We start from the raw sequence: 16,905 nt of genomic DNA on the forward strand, positions 1-16,905 counted from the left end.
TTTAGAATATTGCAACAATTAATGATACCATAAAAGACCTGCAAGATAATCGTTCAGCCGACTTTTTTTATCGGAGAAACGTTAGGGCAGCAAATACTTTCTACAAGTTCCCTTATTCATCATCCCCTCCTGTATTACTATACTGGCAATCCTATATAAACTTGTACCTTAACAGCAAGCGGCTTAATAGTCCAAACCGCCTTGTCAGCAGTTGAAATAATCCTCTAAGATTTTCAGTTTCCATTATTTCAAAAACTTAGGCATTTTGATGCCTACAGATTGACGACAAAAGGGTTCGGAATGGTCTGATTCCGAACCCCTTTTTGGGCGTTTCTTTTATTTTTTCTATCCCAAGGGTGAACTGCACCTCTCTTCGTTTCGACTATTAGGCCATTTCCAGACCTTTTCAAGTCCAGTTGGCCATCGTCTTCAGATTCATGGCAGCAAAAGTAAGCATCGCCTGCAACCGCCATTAATCAGACTGTATCCTTACAGTTATTCAGGGACCATAATCTGCCCCTGTTTCCCCGAGCTTAATAAGGTTTGCATAATAGTTTTGGAAAGATCGCTTAACTTATAAGGCTTTATTAAAAAATCATTTGCCCCAAGCGATATTCCACGCTCCTTTTCCTCAAGAGCAGTTGAAACAAAGATTGGAATTTGACTTAGTTCGGCTGACTGTTTCATTTGTTTCATGATGGACCAGCCATCTATTTCTCCTTCTTCGAGCATAATATCAAGCACTATCGCATCCGGAGCTTGGAGCTTCATTGCTTCCATTGCTTTAGAACCGTTTTTATAGTAGGTAACGTAAAATCCAGAATCAAAAAGCTCCTGCTTAATAAGATCAGCAAGACTAAGGTCGTCTTCGATTACCATTACGTTATAGAAAAGTCCGCTTCCCGGTACCTCTTGCCTCTTGTCATTATGCCTGCTTGGCACTTTCGGGAAAGATATTGTAAATGTTGTTCCTTTGCCGTATTCAGATTCTACCGTTACCTCGCCGTGATGAGCCTTCATGATTTCGTCTACAATTGATAACCCTAAACCGGTTCCACCTATTCTCCTGCGGTCTGAGTTATCAACCCTATAGAATTTTTGGAATAGCTTCCCGACGGAATCCTTTGGGATACCGAGTCCTTGATCTGTTACATCCACCTTAATTTCCTTCTCGTTATCGTAAATCTTTATTGATACATTACCGCCGTTAGGACTGTATTTGATCGCATTATGGATTATATTTGTGAAAATTTGCTGGATCTTGGTCTTATCCCCGAGGATAACATTTTCTTCCGCCAACACTTCAACCTGGAGTTTATGAATAGAGGTGTTTACTTGCTGACTTTCAACTACCTTTTGGATGATCGGCAGTAATTCAATATACTTCTTTTCATACGTCTGTTTACCAGATTCCATCCTCTGGACATCCAGGAAGTCATTGATTAGTGAAGTTAATCTGTTTGCTTCATTGTATATCGTTTGAAGATATTTGGTTTGTCTTTCCGGCGTCAGCTTTTTATTGAGCATCAATTCGGTAAAACCTAACACACTTGCGAGCGGTGTCCGAAGCTCATGGCTGACTGTGCTGACGAATTCGGACTTCATTTGATCCACTTCGTATTCCTTGGTTATATCGCGATGTACCAGAAGTGTACCAGCTTCTTCGTTCCCAGTTGTTAGGGTCTTGCAATATACTTTATACACCCTGTTGCTGTCTTTCTTGGAATATTGGACTGAAAAATCATTGGCCTCTCCAGCCTTTGCATTTTCCAGAGCTTCTTTCAGCATACTTACAAAGTTTTCTTCATGTATCTGTTCCTCCATCAACTTCGTCCAATTGTCCCAAGTCAAACCGGCCATATTGTCTACAGTATAGGAACAACCATATATTTCGCACAGCTGCTGATTTACCTGAACGATTGTCCCTTCTTTATCGATCAATTGAATTCCTTCCTGAACGGTATTTAAAATATCCTGATTAAGCTGCCGGTCGCTTTCAGTTTGCTCAAAAAGCTTAATTTTTTCCAGGGAAATGGAAACTTGCTTAGCCAGTGTTTCATAATCATGGATCTCTTTTCCACTGTATCTATGGCTATATCTGCTGAAAACAAGAATCGCTTCTACTTCCTTTGATGATGACTGGACTGGTATATGTAAGTCATAGCTATAATTGATGTTTTCATGGTAGCCTTTTTCCGTACCGTCCTGTTCCCTCTTGATAAAAAATGCACGTTTACGGCTGAACAACCGCTCATGCATTCCATTATCCATATTTTCCAAGAACTGTTGGACACCGCGTTCTGTGACGCCGGATGATGCATAGGAGAGATCATTCATTAACACAATGATCCCTTTGTCGGCTGAAATGATTTTGCACATGCTTTCCACAATTGTACGAAGTAATTCATCTTTATCAAGGGTGTTGGATATACCATTAATGAGTTCATTCCTGCGTGACAATGTCTTCTCGTTTTCCTTAAGAACATCCAATGCTTCTTCCAATTCTAGCTGGCCGGCTTGCAATTCATCCTGCTGTGCCATTAATTCCTCGTTTTGTGCCATCAGATCTTGTTCCTTCTCCTGTACACTTGCAATCATTTTTTTGAACGCGACTGATAAGGCACCTAGTTCATCTGTTCTGGAATGCTGGACGTCTATGAGGGCGTCACGGCCTGCTGCAATTTCATTTGCCGCATAGGCAAAATCACTAAGCGGCTTTCCTATATTTTTAACGATGATCCTGATGAAAACCTGCATTAAAATGAAAAATAAAATTAAAAAACTAACAAGCGCAATTTGCAGAAATGTCAGGTCATTTCTAAGATTTTCTGCGTTTTGATTCAACTGCCGATCCAGTGATTTAGCATAACCGTTCAAGTAATCTTGAAATTCAGTTACTCTTTTGGTCGCTGAAGTATTAGCAATATTTTTTACTGCTACTCTGTCACCTGATTCAAAAGCTTGAATAGCGGCTGGCAGGGTATCGTCAAAATAATAAGCTGTAAAGGTAGTAAGTTCATTGTATAGCTCAATATCTTCTTGATTTTTGTTCTTAATTTGGGATGAAAATCTTTGATTTAGATTTCTTATAACCCTTTCCTTAGCCACGGCACTGTCTTTAAGCTGAATGTTATCAAGGGCTAAATATCCTCGGATGTCAAATAAGGCGGAATTAAAGTTTCCTGAAATATCTTGAATAAGCTGCCTTTTCTCGACCATACTTTCCCGTTCATCGATATAGTGTTGTCCTAGATTGTGTTGGTAATAAAACAATAGGGAAGTCCCGATCAAAATGAGTATTAGGAATGCCCACATCAGGTATACAACCTGTCGGGACAAGCTCTTTTTGATGTACTCAATCATTTTCATGTAGGATTCCCTCAATTTTAGCCAATAGGTCGAGCGGTGAGAAGGGTTTGGCCATAAAGTAGTCCGCCCCTGCTCCCAGTACTGCATCCTGTTCATGCTGTTGGCTCTTCGCAGATAACATCATGATTTTGAGATCTTTTTTTGACTCATCACTTCTTAACTTCTCAATGATTTCCAATCCCGTATGGACCGGCATCATATAATCCAGTATGATGAGATCGTAATTATTTTTCTCCAGATAATCCATTGCTTCTTGTCCATCCGCTGCCTCGTCAACTTCAAAGTCTCCATCTTCAAGTGTATCGACAATCAGCAACCGCAATACTTCTTCATCTTCTGCCAATAAAATCCTTTTCAAGGCTAGTCCTCCTTAACCGAAGCATTTTTATAAGCATCCTTCATAATGAAATAAGAATCTTTTAACCTTTCAAAATAGCGCGCCTCTTCCCACGCATTCCAGTCATAACTTTTCAGCGGCCCCAAGCTAAATGGGTCTCTTTTATATTGTGGCAGGCTTGATGACAGGTTTCCTTCATCCATTACAACAGCCGCAATTGTAATTCCTTTTATTGTTATTTTTGATTCGAGTCCACTCTTCCATAAATCGCCCATTGCTTCTTTAAGGCTTGGATCCTTTAAATTTAACATCGCCCAGGGAATACGCATTTCAACGATTTGTTTATCGTTGCTTATACTTATATCGGTTAAAGAATCATAATCTTTGCTATGAGGATTTCCGTTTCCAAACTTTAGAACCCCGGTTTCGTATCCTTGGAAAGGAATCGTTTCATTCGTTGAAGGGATGGTTATGGCCTTATTTAAAGCTAAACGTATAGGATGGAAATGGCCATTATCCTTTTTCGCGGCATAAGGGACGCTCGGAATCATTTTTAAGGACTCTGCATACTGATAGTAAAAGCTATCATAATAGCTATCCACAAGCAGCTTTGATTGTTTCGGGCCATCTAATTTTGCAACAAAATCAATCCCGTTTTTTAAAGTGAATGATGGGATACCGTTCAGTTTGATTTTTTTCTGTCCTTGGCCAGGAATTGTATCAAATAAGACTAAGGTTTTATATTTATCCCAATCAATTGTCTTTCGGTAGTCCAATCTTATATGCACATATGCTTCATCCGAAGAAACATACATTTCCTTTAAAATCGATTTCGGATCCTTATTTTCGTAAAAAGGCTCTATGTTATTTATTTTCCATTCGGAAATATTACCATCAGGATAGGTTGCTTGTCCCCGTTTTCCAGGTTCAAAAGCTAATACTCCGAAATGCTGCTCATTGGTTTGAACATTTGACCAAAATGGGCGCCTGTCCGGATTATCGAAATCCATTGTATTCCAGGTTCTTTTGAACCATTCGTCCTGCCAGGTAAAGACCAATCCACCAGCATACTTCTCATGGACGATTGATTCGAACAACTGCCTATTCAATGTCCCCTGTTCTTCCTCAGAATGGAGGCCCTGATTAAATCCGAATGGATTTCTGTGAGTTAATCCCCTGGAAGCTGGAACTCCAAATTCTGCAACGAGCACTGGCATTTCATGTGCATTAATTAAATCATGGAGGTAGCCTTCATAACTATTCTTTTTCCCCAAATGATCCACATAGTTGATGTATTTCTTTTCGTAGTTCATGAAATCCGGATAATATGGATAGATATGATAGGAAGCAAACAGTCCTGCCTGGAAAGTATTTTTTTTCTTAATATGATTTGGATTTATCGCTACCATATCCTCGTTAACCGACGGCTCCGCAGGGTGGTTTAGTAAATCGGTTGTTGTCCAATTGGTAAAACTCATAGAGTGCTGCCATTTGTATTTATCGACTTCATATTGGGTTGTAAAGTCCATCATGCTTGCAAGCCAATTCTCAAAGGGTGAAGCATTCGCCGTTTGAAAATAAGCGCCATCAAAAGACGTCACCGCAGGGTTTTTTATGTTACTCTGCTGGACAGCTTCAGGATCCCACTCAATTCCCAGGATATAGCCGAGAATATAACTCGATATATCATGTTTGTATGAGCCGGAAGCATGTCCGGGACGTGGCGGAATATCACCATTGCCGTGGATGACATCTACTATTTGTTTAATATCGCTTTGAAAGTCCTTTGTTAGTTTATCTGAAAAAACGTTTTTCTCAGTAACAAGATCTTCCTCATTCATCCATATTCCATGAAATAGGTACAAAGGTTTTTCGGCCGTTTGGTTATATTCATAAAGCGCTTCATAGAATCCAGGGGGATGAAGTGTATAGATCCTGATCGCATTAGCATTCATATCGCCAATTTGTTTAAACCATCTATAGTACTCTTCCTTCTTTATCGCTGTTTCACCAGGAAACGAATCAGGTTTTGCAATCCCCATATTCACTCCCTTAATCAGCACATTCTCCCATTTCCCATTTTTCAATATCTGCATATATCGGTTATCGGTTTGGCTGTTTACTGATACTCCGTTTACTTTCTTAACCTCCACTTTTTCCTGTTCCGCCACTTTATGCAATCCACGATCGAGAATCGCATTCATCAAGGGCACATAAGCAGTCCAATAAAAGGAATCTTTGGCACCGATATGTTTCTTCCATGTGTTTAAACCCTTTGTTTGATAAATTGCCGGTACTTCTTTTTCATCTGCAAAATCACCTGAGAAATAGTAGCTGGTGTATTTTGCATTACGATGATGAATAATGGCTGGAAAGGTAAGTGGTATCCCTAATACTTTCACTCTGGCAGCTGCCTCTTGTCCTATCGGCAGCTCATATTCTGCAACGACTTCATCGGGATTGCGGGGATTGATAATGTCAAACCAGTATTTATATTGAGCATTTAATTCTGTATCCAGTAAATCCTGACCGCTATCGGTTAATGAAAAACGCAGCCCTTCATCGTTTAGTTCTTCTTCGGTTATCACTTCTATAAAGCCTTCCTGATTGATAAATACAAGTCCAGAACCGGAAAAGCTCCACTTCTTTTCCTTGCTTTGTGTATAGTTTTTCTTTAACCAATCAGGCACCTCATCATTGCCAAGGTCTTGAAAATATCTTCCCGTCCAGCCTGTCCAATCAACATTCAGCAAATTTGACATTTCTTCACGCGCTCTGCTCCCTGTTGGACTTGCAAAAACATTAAACTCGGCAACTAAGGTTTTATGGCCAGAAGAAAGCAATCCATTTTTGATCTTTTCTATTTCATCCACCGTTAAACCGCCCGTTATTTTTCTTGAACGATTGTTCCCATTATTGGTGGAAATGTCGTTTTCATACACACCGTACTGGTCTGATAGATAGATAAGTTGATATTCTTTTAGGGAGGCCGGCATTTCTTTTTGCTGCTTACGTTCAGGCTGGTAGCCTATATAGTCCTCGGACTCCGAAAAAGAAGTGCCGTCAGGCTTGACGTACCGGCCATTATTCAGAATCCATGTAAAGCCTTTATGCTCCCTGTATGATGTATCTGGAACGGTCTTATCAACGATTAATGTATTAAGCTTATGCTCAGGGGCCAAATGCCAAAGCCAGAAAGGAGAGGTCAGGACAGCCAGTATCAGTAAAATGAAACCAAGGAATTTCCATTCAGTTTTTGATAGTTTCTTCATTGAGAGACTCCCTTTCGCTTCATTTCTCCCCAGCTGCTGTTTCCTCTTATAATATTCCAAATTCCTTCCATACGCCATAGCACTGTCAAAGGCCTAAACCAAAGTGTTTCAGTCAAGGAATAGAAAAAGAGCTTGATAATATCCGAGACCTTAGGGTACTTCCTGAGGCTCCATTCCTCCAACAAAACAGCAGCCATTGAGAACACAGATCCGTATAGACAGGAAAGCAAAAATATCAAAATTGCAAATTCTAGATAAATTCCACCAAAAAACAAGGAGAATATGATATAGATGTACCCGGAAAATTCTATAATCGGTCCAAAAAATTCGATAATCCAAAAGTAAGGAATCGAAACGAATCCGATTGAACCGTATTTCGGATTAAATAATAGGTTACGGTGGGCAGATAAACTTTCAAACAATCCTTGGTGCCACCTTCTCCGTTGCCTTCTAAGATATGTCGCTTCTTCCGGCACCTCCGTCCAGCAGACTGGATCGGGAACATATACAATTTTTTTCTTAGCTTTTTTTTCTTTAATTAATCTATGAAGTCTGACAACAAGCTCCATATCCTCCCCAACTGTATCCTTTTTGTATCCTCCAGCATCCAATACCCATTGCTTAGAGAAAACGCCAAAGGCACCGGAAACAATTAAAAGAAGATTATGGCGCGACAACCCGATTCTTCCCATCAAAAAGGCACGTAAATACTCAATTGTCTGCATGATTACAAGTGGTTTATCAGAAAGACCGATTTTTAGAATATTCCCGTTGCGTATTTCGCAGCCATTAGCGATACGTATGCTCCCTCCTGAGGCAATGACTTCTCCATTTGAGTCGAGAATCGGTTTCATTACTTTAATAAAAGCATCGCTTTCCAGTATGGAATCTCCATCAAGTGAACAAAAGTATGGATAATTGGAAAAATTGAGGCCTGCATTCAAGGCATCGGCTTTTCCTCCATTTTCCTTATCTATTAAATAGAGATGAGGCAATAATTCCGACTGGTATATCCCTTTTACTTCTGCCGTGTTAAGAGTCTTTCGGATAACCTTCTCGACAGGCTTCATTTCATAATGCTCGATCATTTTGTCCAGTGTCGCGTCTTTGGAACCGTCATTAATGACGACGACTTCAAAAACTGGATATTGTATGCTGAGTAGCGACCGCACACTTTGAATTATTCCGGCTTCTTCATTATAAGCAGGGACTAATATCGAAATGGGCTTTACATAAACTTCATTGGCAAGGTCCTTATGAAGCTTCTTTGCATCCAAGTGGTATTTTCGCCGAAGCTGGAGGATGGCAATAAATAAAATAACTGTATAAAAGCCAATGACCAAAACCATATAAATTACTAAGAACCAGCCTAGCAGCGTACCAATGATTGACATGTGTTAAATTACCCCTTTATGAAGCCATTGCCATGCCATATCCCTGGCAAAGCGGTCTTCGTCATGCTTGCTAATATCCTGTAATATATCTCTGCCGCTTGGGAACGACAACAGTGAAGCCCCTGCCTCTGAACGAACCCACCAGTTTTGGTCGTGAATTAGGCTGACCAACAATGGGATGAAATGGGGATCCTTTATGATTCCAAAAATGCGGGCAGCAATCATTCTTTCTTCCCATCTATCGGACTCAGCCAAAGGTAAAATCTTTTCCGGCTCCTTGATATATCCTACATTTGCGATGGCCTTTAGCGACCTGATTCTTTCCTCGCCATTTGAGGATTGGAATATATGGTTTAGAAAGCTAGTATAGTCCAGTTCTTTTTTTATGCCGATCACATCTAAAATGGCGTATTTCATATTTTCGTGGCTTTTATGATAGTTTAATACACATAAATCAAATCTTTTTTTGTCCAATCGGATTAAAATGTTTCGATAGTCACTATCTGAAAGAAAGGCAGCCTGATTTAGATAATCGACCAACTGCGATTCTTGAAAAGATGCCAAAATACGAAGGCATAATATTTTTTCCTCATCTGATGAAGAAGCCTTCTCTAGAATCTTTATTATATAAGGGAGCATGCTTTTCATTTGAAATCCATCAATGTATGATAATGTATTCATCCTTATGCTCCAGCTTCTGCTCCGCAGCTGTTTCTGATATAATTTCCCAAGATGCTGTTCAGCAAATGCTGTTAACCGTTCATTCATTTGCTTTTCTTCCAATAAATCAGAAAATCTGCCTAGCAACTCCTCGACAGCCTTCTTTTTTGCGAGTGTATCCGTCTGAATTTTCCTGGTTAAAGGTCCGCTGCTTATGTAGCTGAACAGGATTGGTTGATATTCTTCCTTTAGTTGGTCCAGCTGTTTCCTATTCTTTATTTCCAATGCCTTTCTAATGATAAGATAAATTAATAATATCAACAAAAGAGCTAAAAGAATGAGAGTTGCTATACCCAGAACAACTATCTCGTTTATCAGCATTTAATTTCCCCTTTTTAACAGTCTTTCAATCCGGGCCTGTAGTTCAGTGATGCTAAATGGTTTGGTAACATAATCATCTGCACCGAGCTTCAATGCACGCGCAATGTCGTATTCGCTTTTTCGGCCGGTCAGCATCAATACTTTATAAAGATGGCTGTTCGGCAGCTTTTTTATTTTTTGAAGCACTTCAAGACCATCCATTACCGGCATAACCCCATCCAATATCAAGAAATGATCCAAATTATGATCCGCCCTGCCGGATTGGAAAAAAGTATGTCCATCCTCGAAATCCGCTACATCTAATTCCCAATGGTCAAGTGTCATGGATTGAAAGATCTGGTTTAGCATGGTTCTGATAATCACATCATCATCAATTACAGTAACACACATGATTTTCTTTCGATAAGAACCAGAAGAGGCCTCGCTCGTTTCAACCCGTGCACGTCCGCTATTCTTTGCTTTGTATAACGCTTGATCTGCATTTTTAAAAGCATTGGACGGGGTAGCTGTTTCATCCTCGACCATAAACACTCCAGCCGAGAAAGTGACTGAGAATGTTTTTCCATCCTTACTTGTAATAACCTGGTTTGAGAACTCCTTAATTAAATGGGTTAGCTTGGTTTTTGCTTCTGTTCCAGTCGTTCTAGGGAAAATAATAACGAATTCTTCTCCACCGTAACGATAAACAATATCGGTACTTCGAACATTGGTTTTTAGGAACCCAGCAAACTCGATCAGGACCCTATCCCCTGTTTGGTGGCCATATGTGTCGTTAACATTTTTAAAGTGGTCGATATCTATAGCCGAAATTGTAAATGGCTGTTTAGTCCGCTTCAATTCATCAAAAAACCTTTTTAAACTGCGATCAAAAAAGCGCCTGTTATAGACCTGTGTTAATTCATCAATCAAAACGGATTGATCAAAGATTTTTTTGCGTTGTAGATGCCTTTCCACCTTTACAACAAATTCTTCAATATCAACAGGCTTGCTGATAAAATCATCAGCACCCATTTTGTAAGCATAAATCCGTGTTTCTCTATCATTCTTCATACTGAGGATAATTTTCGGGATAAAATATTTTTCATTGTGTTCCTGTAAATCCCTTAGCACTTGAAAGCCGCTTGTATGAGAAAAATGGAGGTCAGAAATTAGGCAATCTGGCTGCATTTCAAAGTATTGATGTATAGCCTTTTCCGGCTTGGTATTCGTAATAACCATCCACCCTTGCTCTTCGAGAGCATCCTTCAGCAAAATTAACATGGATACATCATCATCTATTAACTGAATGAGAGGTGAATTAGAATTTTTCTTACTTTTGGGTTCTTTATCCTCAAAGTGCTCATATTCATAGGTCAACTCAATTAAATCATAGAGGAAGTTCCTTAATGATTTTTTTTTCCAGCTTTCCCGGCTGTCTTCATCTATGTCCTTTAATAAATTCTCGGATATTTGCTGTAAGCCTCTAAGCTCCAGAGTACCAGAGGTCCCTTTGATAGAATGCAAGAATCTATACAATTCCGGTGCTGTTACAGTTTCTGCTTCATCTGTGTCGAACCATGCAGAGAGTTGTTTTTTTATATTTTGAAACAAATGATTTTTATATTTTTCTAGGTTCATTAAAAATCCCCCTTAGCCTGTTATTACCATTTTTTCATCATAACTAACATTCGATCATATGTAAGGATTGGGATTTTTCGATAAAAACTCCCGGATAGGTATGTTTTCGCCTCGGCTTAGATCCCGACTAACTCTGCGCGCACGAGCCTTCCTGAACGGAGGGTAAAAAATCCGAATTAATAAGTCCGCATAAACCATTCACCAAGTATTTTAACATTAAGCATAATTATAAATCCCTGCATTTTTTGTAAAACCATAACGGACAATTAAGCATCGTTATTCTTATTACTATACTTAAGAACATACTGATTTTGGAAGTGGAATTCTATATATGTTTAGTTACGTTTCAATTTTTGGAGAATGAGTTATTATAGTTTAGTAGCATTAATACTTGAAAAGGAACAGCTTCCCGCTGTGCATTTTTCAATTTTTGGAATATACTGTTTCCTTAAAACCTTCCATCTCCTAGCCAATAATGTCTATTGTGTTCAATATGCACTAAACAATTTAATTATTACAAGAGCATCTTCAACTATAATTGTTTGCCCTTTAGGCAAATTTTCACCTAGCGATCTAAACCAGTCTATTCCAGATGTAACTTGTTACTCCATCTATCTTCTAAAGGTTTTGAAATAAATGAGCGAACACATAAAAAACCTTAGCATACATTTTTGGCTAAGGTTTGACCATTTTATTAATCTGAATGTACTTTTCCTCTAAGCGCCATCTTGAGAACTTTTCCGCTTGCATTTCGCGGCAGAGCACCTAAAAATTCGATTTCCACCGGGATTTTATAACTAGCCAACCGTTTTACACAATATGAAATAATTTGATCTTCTTTTAGTTGTTTGTTTTCTTTGGTCACTACATATGCTTTTGGGACCTCTCCCAACACTTGATCCGGGACACCAACCACCGCTGCTTCTAAGATTTCTGGTATCTCATAAAGTATTTCTTCTACTTCAACTGGGTAAACATTTTCACCCCCGCGTATTATCATATCTTTCTTCCGGTCTACAATATAAAGTAACCCGTCTTCATCAAATCTGCCTAAATCACCACTATATAACCATCCATTTTTTATGGATTGCTGCGTGGCTTCGTCATTCTTCAAGTAGCCCTTCATAACCTGTGGCCCTTTCACGACTATTTCTCCTACCTGCCCTACAGGCAGCGGCTCACCGTATTCATCAACTACCCTTACCTCTGTTTTCGGAAGCATTTCGCCAACCGATCCTATCTTCGATAATGCATAATGGTCCTTTAATGTTGTAGCTGCAGGGGAATTCTCTGTCTGGCCATACATGTTCTGCACTTTTACATCAGGAAATAGAGTCTTTACCTGCTTAACAAGCTCGTAAGGCATTGGTGCTGCCCCATAGGAGAACAAACGCAAATGAGATAAGTCAACTGTTTTCAGTTTTTCAGTGTTAAGCAAAATACTGTACATTGCAGGTACTCCAAAGAATATCGTTACTTTTTCTTTCTCCATTGTTTCCAAAGTTTTTTCAGGAGAAAAGGCTTCTTCAATGACGAGCGAACCTCCTGCGTAAACTACCGGGATACTAAAAACATGGCTCGCTGCGCAATGAAATAAAGGAGTAACAATGTGCATCCGATCCTCACTAGTAATTTCCATGGCTTCCGCCCAGATTTGTGCAGTGGCAGCTACATTTTTATTCGATAACATAACGCCTTTTGGCCTGCCTGTGGTTCCTGATGTGTAAAAAACAACAGCTGTATCACCATCCTGTGAATCCGGTTCGTGTAGAATTCTTTCTTTACCTTGGGTTATAGCTTCAAGACCCATCACGCCATTTTCTTCATTACCAACAACTAACCGGTCTTCTATTGCATGTAGGCTTGGTTCAAGCTCCTTTAATACATCATTAAACCGAGAATCATATATTAATGCTTTTGCTTCCGAGTGATTTAAAATAAATTCAACTTCACGTGCTGTCAGCTTTGTATTCACAGGCAAAACAGTAAAACCGCCGATATGGCAGGCATAATAGCAGGTTAAAAAATGATCCGAATTATGTAAATAAACTGCAACAATATCATTTTTGCTATACCCCTTCTCCTGAAAAAAACCGGCAAGTTTTCTAGCTTGGCTGTAAAAGTCTTTATAGGTTATATTGCGATTGTTATAAGTGGTAATCAATTGATCTGGATAATTTTTTGCTATCTCTTTTAATTTATCAGCAATATACATGCACCAAACTCCCCTGATTTAATGTAAGCGCTTTACAATCCTTATGTTAAACGTAAATATAGCCGAATGTCCACTTATTTGTGTGAATATTTAATCAATAATTTCCCTTTTTAAAAACAGTACCTATCATATGTTTTTAACTTGATTAGAGTATTGTATTTTTTAATTATCACTCGATTTCCTGGAATAAGAATTTCTTTTAATTTCAAATGCAATCAATATATTACCTCATACTTAAGGCACCAAAAAAGCTGTTGAAAGTTTTTCAACAGCCCAAAATTTAAACTTAAGTACAAGTGTTAAATATCATCAAAGCATTCCTATGCTGGCCAGGAATCTCCCCATAAATACTTACTGATCTATTACAATTGTTCAGTCACTTTTCACACTCGAAGTCTACGCTAGGAAATTTAATAATAAAATGTGTACCTTTACCAATTTCACTATTTACCATAATTTTTCCTTTCATTGATTCGATCAAATTATAACTAATTGTAAGCCCGACACCTGTTCCCTTTTCCTTTGTCGAGTAAAAAGGAGTTCCAAGATTTTTAAGTGTTTCGTAGTTCATTCCCATTCCGTTATCTATTATCTCTATAGAAACCATTCCAACTTCTTCAAATAGAATAACTGAAAGGGTTCCACCTGAGGGCATTGCTTCGATACCATTCTTCATGATATTGACTAGTACCTGTTTTATTTCGTCTTTATTGCCTTTGATGTACAATTCACCTTGTATGGATGTATGAATACTGATATTTTGGATATTGGAATACGAAGTCATTAACTCTATTGTCTTCTTGACTTCATTGGAAATGTTTATGATCGTTAATGCCTGGTTATGAGGCTTGGCTAAAGAAAGATAGTCACTGATTATAGATTGAGCACGGTCTAATTCTTGTAGTGAAATATTAACATAATTTCTATGAACGTCATTTAGATTATCATCACCGCTCATTAATTGTAAAAATCCTCGGACTGCCGTCATGGGATTTCTGACTTCGTGTGCGACAGAGGCTGCCAGCTGATTGATCCCATTTAATTTCTCGGTCCGCTGTAATTCTTTTCTTAATGAAAGCTGCTGATTAATACTTTCAATAAGAAATACGACTGTGAGCAAACAGGCCAAATTAATAGGATAAAAGATAATCATAAATGGAAACTGCTCAAATTGATTTGTAAATATGAGTGCAATTGTTTTAGTTAGTACGATAATCAAAAATCCAAGACTCACAGCAATCAATTTCTTTCTCATACCTGTTATTTTATATTTCTGAACATAATAAATAAAAATAATTGTGGGTATGGAGTACATTACTACTGATAAATAAAAACCTGGCCCCCCGATGTAGAAACGATAAACCAGCATTGATATAACCATTACCAAACCTGGCGCTATCCCGCCATATACAAAAGCAACAATGATCGGGATTAATCTTAAATCATATCTATATCCTTTGATGAATTCAACGGGAAATGACATTGTTAAAAACAGCATAATCAATAGAAACAATGCTAGAATCCAAGATTTTCTACGGCTATCATGCCCTTCTCTAAAGAACAGGTTATAAATAAGGATAGGGAGGATAGGAGAAAGTACAATAAGAATTTGGTACAAAACATAAATTGCATCGTTATACATATGTTGCTCCCCCAGAAGATCCGGTTAAATTGTTTAGCCTCAATAAAGTGGCCCCTTTTTACCTACGTATGTTGATGGCAAAGAATCTCGAAGTTCATCTTAATTTAATCTATAAACTTCATTTAATATAATATAACACGTAAGGGAATTTTTGTCGGAAAATGTGATGATTGGTACAAAAGAAATGGTTATATTACATTACTTTTCTAACTTATAGGAATTTGTGATAAACTGGAAATGTTTTTCGTCCTATCTAAATACACACCGTCAAAATAATGAGGGGAAAATTCTAAAAATGAACCTTTAAAATTGATTGTTGTACAGTCGTTCCATGTAAATTTGAGTAGGAGTCAAGATAATACTCCGAACAGAAGTGAAATTCCTAGCCGAATAATTCGTTCTTCTAAAAGACTTTATATTCCGTTTTCTTCATTGCAAAGCTACATTCATTTCTGAAATCACGAAAATAATCGGCATGATTCAAGCTCCAACGAAAAGTTTAAAAACTAAAATACTAAAATGCTGTTGGTTGCTGGTATCTACTTCATTATTGTTAACGTGCCATGGAAATGGATTAAAAAACAGGGACCAATATATACTATTAGGCTTTCCTTTTTCAAGTGATATCCCGCTAAGGAATATTGTTTGTTTGACCTTTCCGTTTTCATCTGCAACTAAGTTAAGAAAGTCAGGAAAATATGTTAACATTCCTTAAGGATTTGTTTTATTTGAAGAATTCAAAGGATACCCTGTTATCTGATGATAATAATAAAGGTTTATGCATTAATGGGCTTTTGAAATTTAAACCTAGCCTGGTATAAAAGACGCGGAAGGTTGACAGTAAATAAATTATAGAGTTTTTTTGATAGGATTGGTTATTGTGGAAAAGTTTGATATTGAAAGTAAATCCGTTCGGATAATATATACGTTTTTGCTGGCTTGTGCCGGTGGTTTAGTATTTACCTTTCTCCAGTTGCCAGTTGCATGGCTGCTTGGATCGCTGGTGGCAGTGTTCTTTGGCTCAAGGGTAACTAAGATTGCTCCTTATTGGCCTCGTTATCTTCGTGATGCAGGCTTGCTTATAGTAGGATATACCCTGGGTTTATCGTTCACGAAAGAGGCAGTGATTCAGATCATGACACAGCTCCCTTCTATATTCACTGTAACTGTTTTGCTTATATTATTTTGTGCTGGCCTTGCCTTCATCGTTTCAAGATTATCAGGGATTGATTATCCGACAATCCTGACAGGAAGCATCCCCGGGGGCCTTAGCCAGATGATAATGCTGGCTGAAGAAATGAAAGGGATAAACACCACGGTAGTTGCATTTTTACAGGTCACAAGGCTATTAATGGTGATTTTTCTAATCCCCTTTATGATATTCAGCCCTTTTATTGGCGGAAATAAAGAGTTGGTATTGGAAACTGCTGTATTCGATTACAGCCATTCTGGATATAGCATTGTTTTATTCGCAGTGGTTTCTATTCTGGGAGCGTTTGCAGGAAAAAAAGTTAAACTTCCTACCCCCTTCTTATTAGGGCCCTTAGCAGGTACCGCTATCCTTGTTCTTTCAGGTGTAGAGCCTATTCCTTTGCCAAACTCGATCTTAAGCTTGTCCCAATTGATTATTGGAAGTTATGTTGGGCTCCTATTAATTCCCGATAAGTTAGATAGAAAATGGAGGTTTTCCGGATTATCGATTTTAAGCGGTGTAATATTGATAATGGCATCTATGGTTATGAGTTTTATACTGCATAAAGTTTATGGAATGGCTTTAACTACAAGTTTTTTGAGTGTTGCTCCAGGCGGAATGGACCAAATGGGGTTAATTGCACATGAAGTACAAGCGGATTTAACTGTTGTGACGGGCTACCAAGTATTCAGGCTCTTTTTTATTTATTTTGCAGTTCCCCCATTATTAAGAATACTGTTTAAAAAATTTATTAAAAAAGGAACCAGCCCTTTATAAATGCAGGTAGTGACCCCTTAAAGTTAGAGTTTTTATTATGCAGCTAAAT

The 16,905-nt window shown here is 38.3% G+C and carries 10 protein-coding genes; 1 reads left to right on the forward strand and 9 read right to left on the reverse strand.

Annotated elements, in window-relative coordinates:
• Positions 1–272: 272 nt before the first annotated feature.
• The 9 genes from D0469_RS14880 to D0469_RS14920 all read right to left on the reverse strand — a co-directional run bounded on the left by D0469_RS14880 (position 273) and on the right by D0469_RS14920 (position 14,887).
• Complete coding sequence (locus D0469_RS14880) at positions 273–473, reverse strand: hypothetical protein (RefSeq protein WP_117327523.1); 201 nt, start codon at positions 471–473, stop codon at positions 273–275.
• A gap of 22 nt (positions 474–495) precedes the next feature.
• Entirely contained in the window at positions 496–3,369 is a 2,874-nt protein-coding gene (locus tag D0469_RS14885) for an ATP-binding protein (protein WP_158553508.1), read from the reverse strand.
• Positions 3,356–3,727: a response regulator transcription factor gene (locus D0469_RS14890; protein WP_117327525.1), complete on the reverse strand. Its 372-nt coding sequence runs from the start codon at positions 3,725–3,727 to the stop codon at positions 3,356–3,358. The genes D0469_RS14885 and D0469_RS14890 overlap by 14 nt, the downstream gene beginning before the upstream one ends.
• A 2-nt stretch (positions 3,728–3,729) precedes the next feature.
• Complete coding sequence (locus D0469_RS14895) at positions 3,730–6,978, reverse strand: hypothetical protein (protein WP_117327526.1); 3,249 nt, start codon at positions 6,976–6,978, stop codon at positions 3,730–3,732.
• On the reverse strand, positions 6,975–8,372 hold the full coding sequence (locus tag D0469_RS14900; protein WP_117327527.1) for a glycosyltransferase family 2 protein: 1,398 nt from the start codon (positions 8,370–8,372) through the stop codon (positions 6,975–6,977). Before D0469_RS14900 ends, D0469_RS14895 begins: the two co-directional genes overlap by 4 nt.
• 3 nt (positions 8,373–8,375) lie before the next feature.
• The gene (locus D0469_RS14905) at positions 8,376–9,413 is read right to left on the reverse strand and encodes a HEAT repeat domain-containing protein (protein WP_117327528.1); all 1,038 of its coding nucleotides are present in this window, start codon (positions 9,411–9,413) and stop codon (positions 8,376–8,378) included.
• A complete protein-coding gene (locus tag D0469_RS14910) occupies positions 9,414–11,030 on the reverse strand; it encodes a GGDEF domain-containing response regulator (RefSeq protein WP_117327529.1) in 1,617 nt (538 codons plus the stop codon).
• 694 nt (positions 11,031–11,724) lie between these two features.
• Entirely contained in the window at positions 11,725–13,245 is a 1,521-nt protein-coding gene (locus D0469_RS14915) for a class I adenylate-forming enzyme family protein (protein WP_117327530.1), read from the reverse strand.
• Between the two features lie 376 nt (positions 13,246–13,621).
• Positions 13,622–14,887, reverse strand: coding sequence for an ATP-binding protein (locus tag D0469_RS14920; RefSeq protein WP_117327531.1), 1,266 nt, complete (start codon positions 14,885–14,887; stop codon positions 13,622–13,624).
• A gap of 880 nt (positions 14,888–15,767) precedes the next feature.
• On the opposite strand from D0469_RS14920, the gene D0469_RS14925 reads away from it, so the two are divergent.
• The gene (locus D0469_RS14925; RefSeq protein ID WP_117327532.1) at positions 15,768–16,856 is read left to right on the forward strand and encodes an AbrB family transcriptional regulator; all 1,089 of its coding nucleotides are present in this window, start codon (positions 15,768–15,770) and stop codon (positions 16,854–16,856) included.
• Positions 16,857–16,905 lie beyond the last annotated feature (49 nt).

The sequence above is a fragment of the Peribacillus saganii genome, assembly GCF_003429095.1.
Lineage (GTDB): Bacteria > Bacillota > Bacilli > Bacillales > DSM-1321 > Peribacillus > Peribacillus saganii.

What these genes read in the sequence shown, in the direction of transcription:
- D0469_RS14920 (WP_117327531.1), bottom strand. Translation starts at nt 14,887, where the DNA reads ATGTATAACGATGCAATTTATGTTTTGTACCAAATTCTTATTGTACTT.
- D0469_RS14895 (WP_117327526.1), bottom strand. Translation starts at nt 6,978, where the DNA reads ATGAAGAAACTATCAAAAACTGAATGGAAATTCCTTGGTTTCATTTTA.
- D0469_RS14910 (WP_117327529.1), bottom strand. Translation starts at nt 11,030, where the DNA reads ATGAACCTAGAAAAATATAAAAATCATTTGTTTCAAAATATAAAAAAA.
- D0469_RS14885 (WP_158553508.1), bottom strand. Translation starts at nt 3,369, where the DNA reads ATGAAAATGATTGAGTACATCAAAAAGAGCTTGTCCCGACAGGTTGTA.
- D0469_RS14915 (WP_117327530.1), bottom strand. Translation starts at nt 13,245, where the DNA reads ATGTATATTGCTGATAAATTAAAAGAGATAGCAAAAAATTATCCAGAT.
- D0469_RS14905 (WP_117327528.1), bottom strand. Translation starts at nt 9,413, where the DNA reads ATGCTGATAAACGAGATAGTTGTTCTGGGTATAGCAACTCTCATTCTT.
- D0469_RS14900 (WP_117327527.1), bottom strand. Translation starts at nt 8,372, where the DNA reads ATGTCAATCATTGGTACGCTGCTAGGCTGGTTCTTAGTAATTTATATG.
- D0469_RS14880 (WP_117327523.1), bottom strand. Translation starts at nt 473, where the DNA reads ATGGCGGTTGCAGGCGATGCTTACTTTTGCTGCCATGAATCTGAAGAC.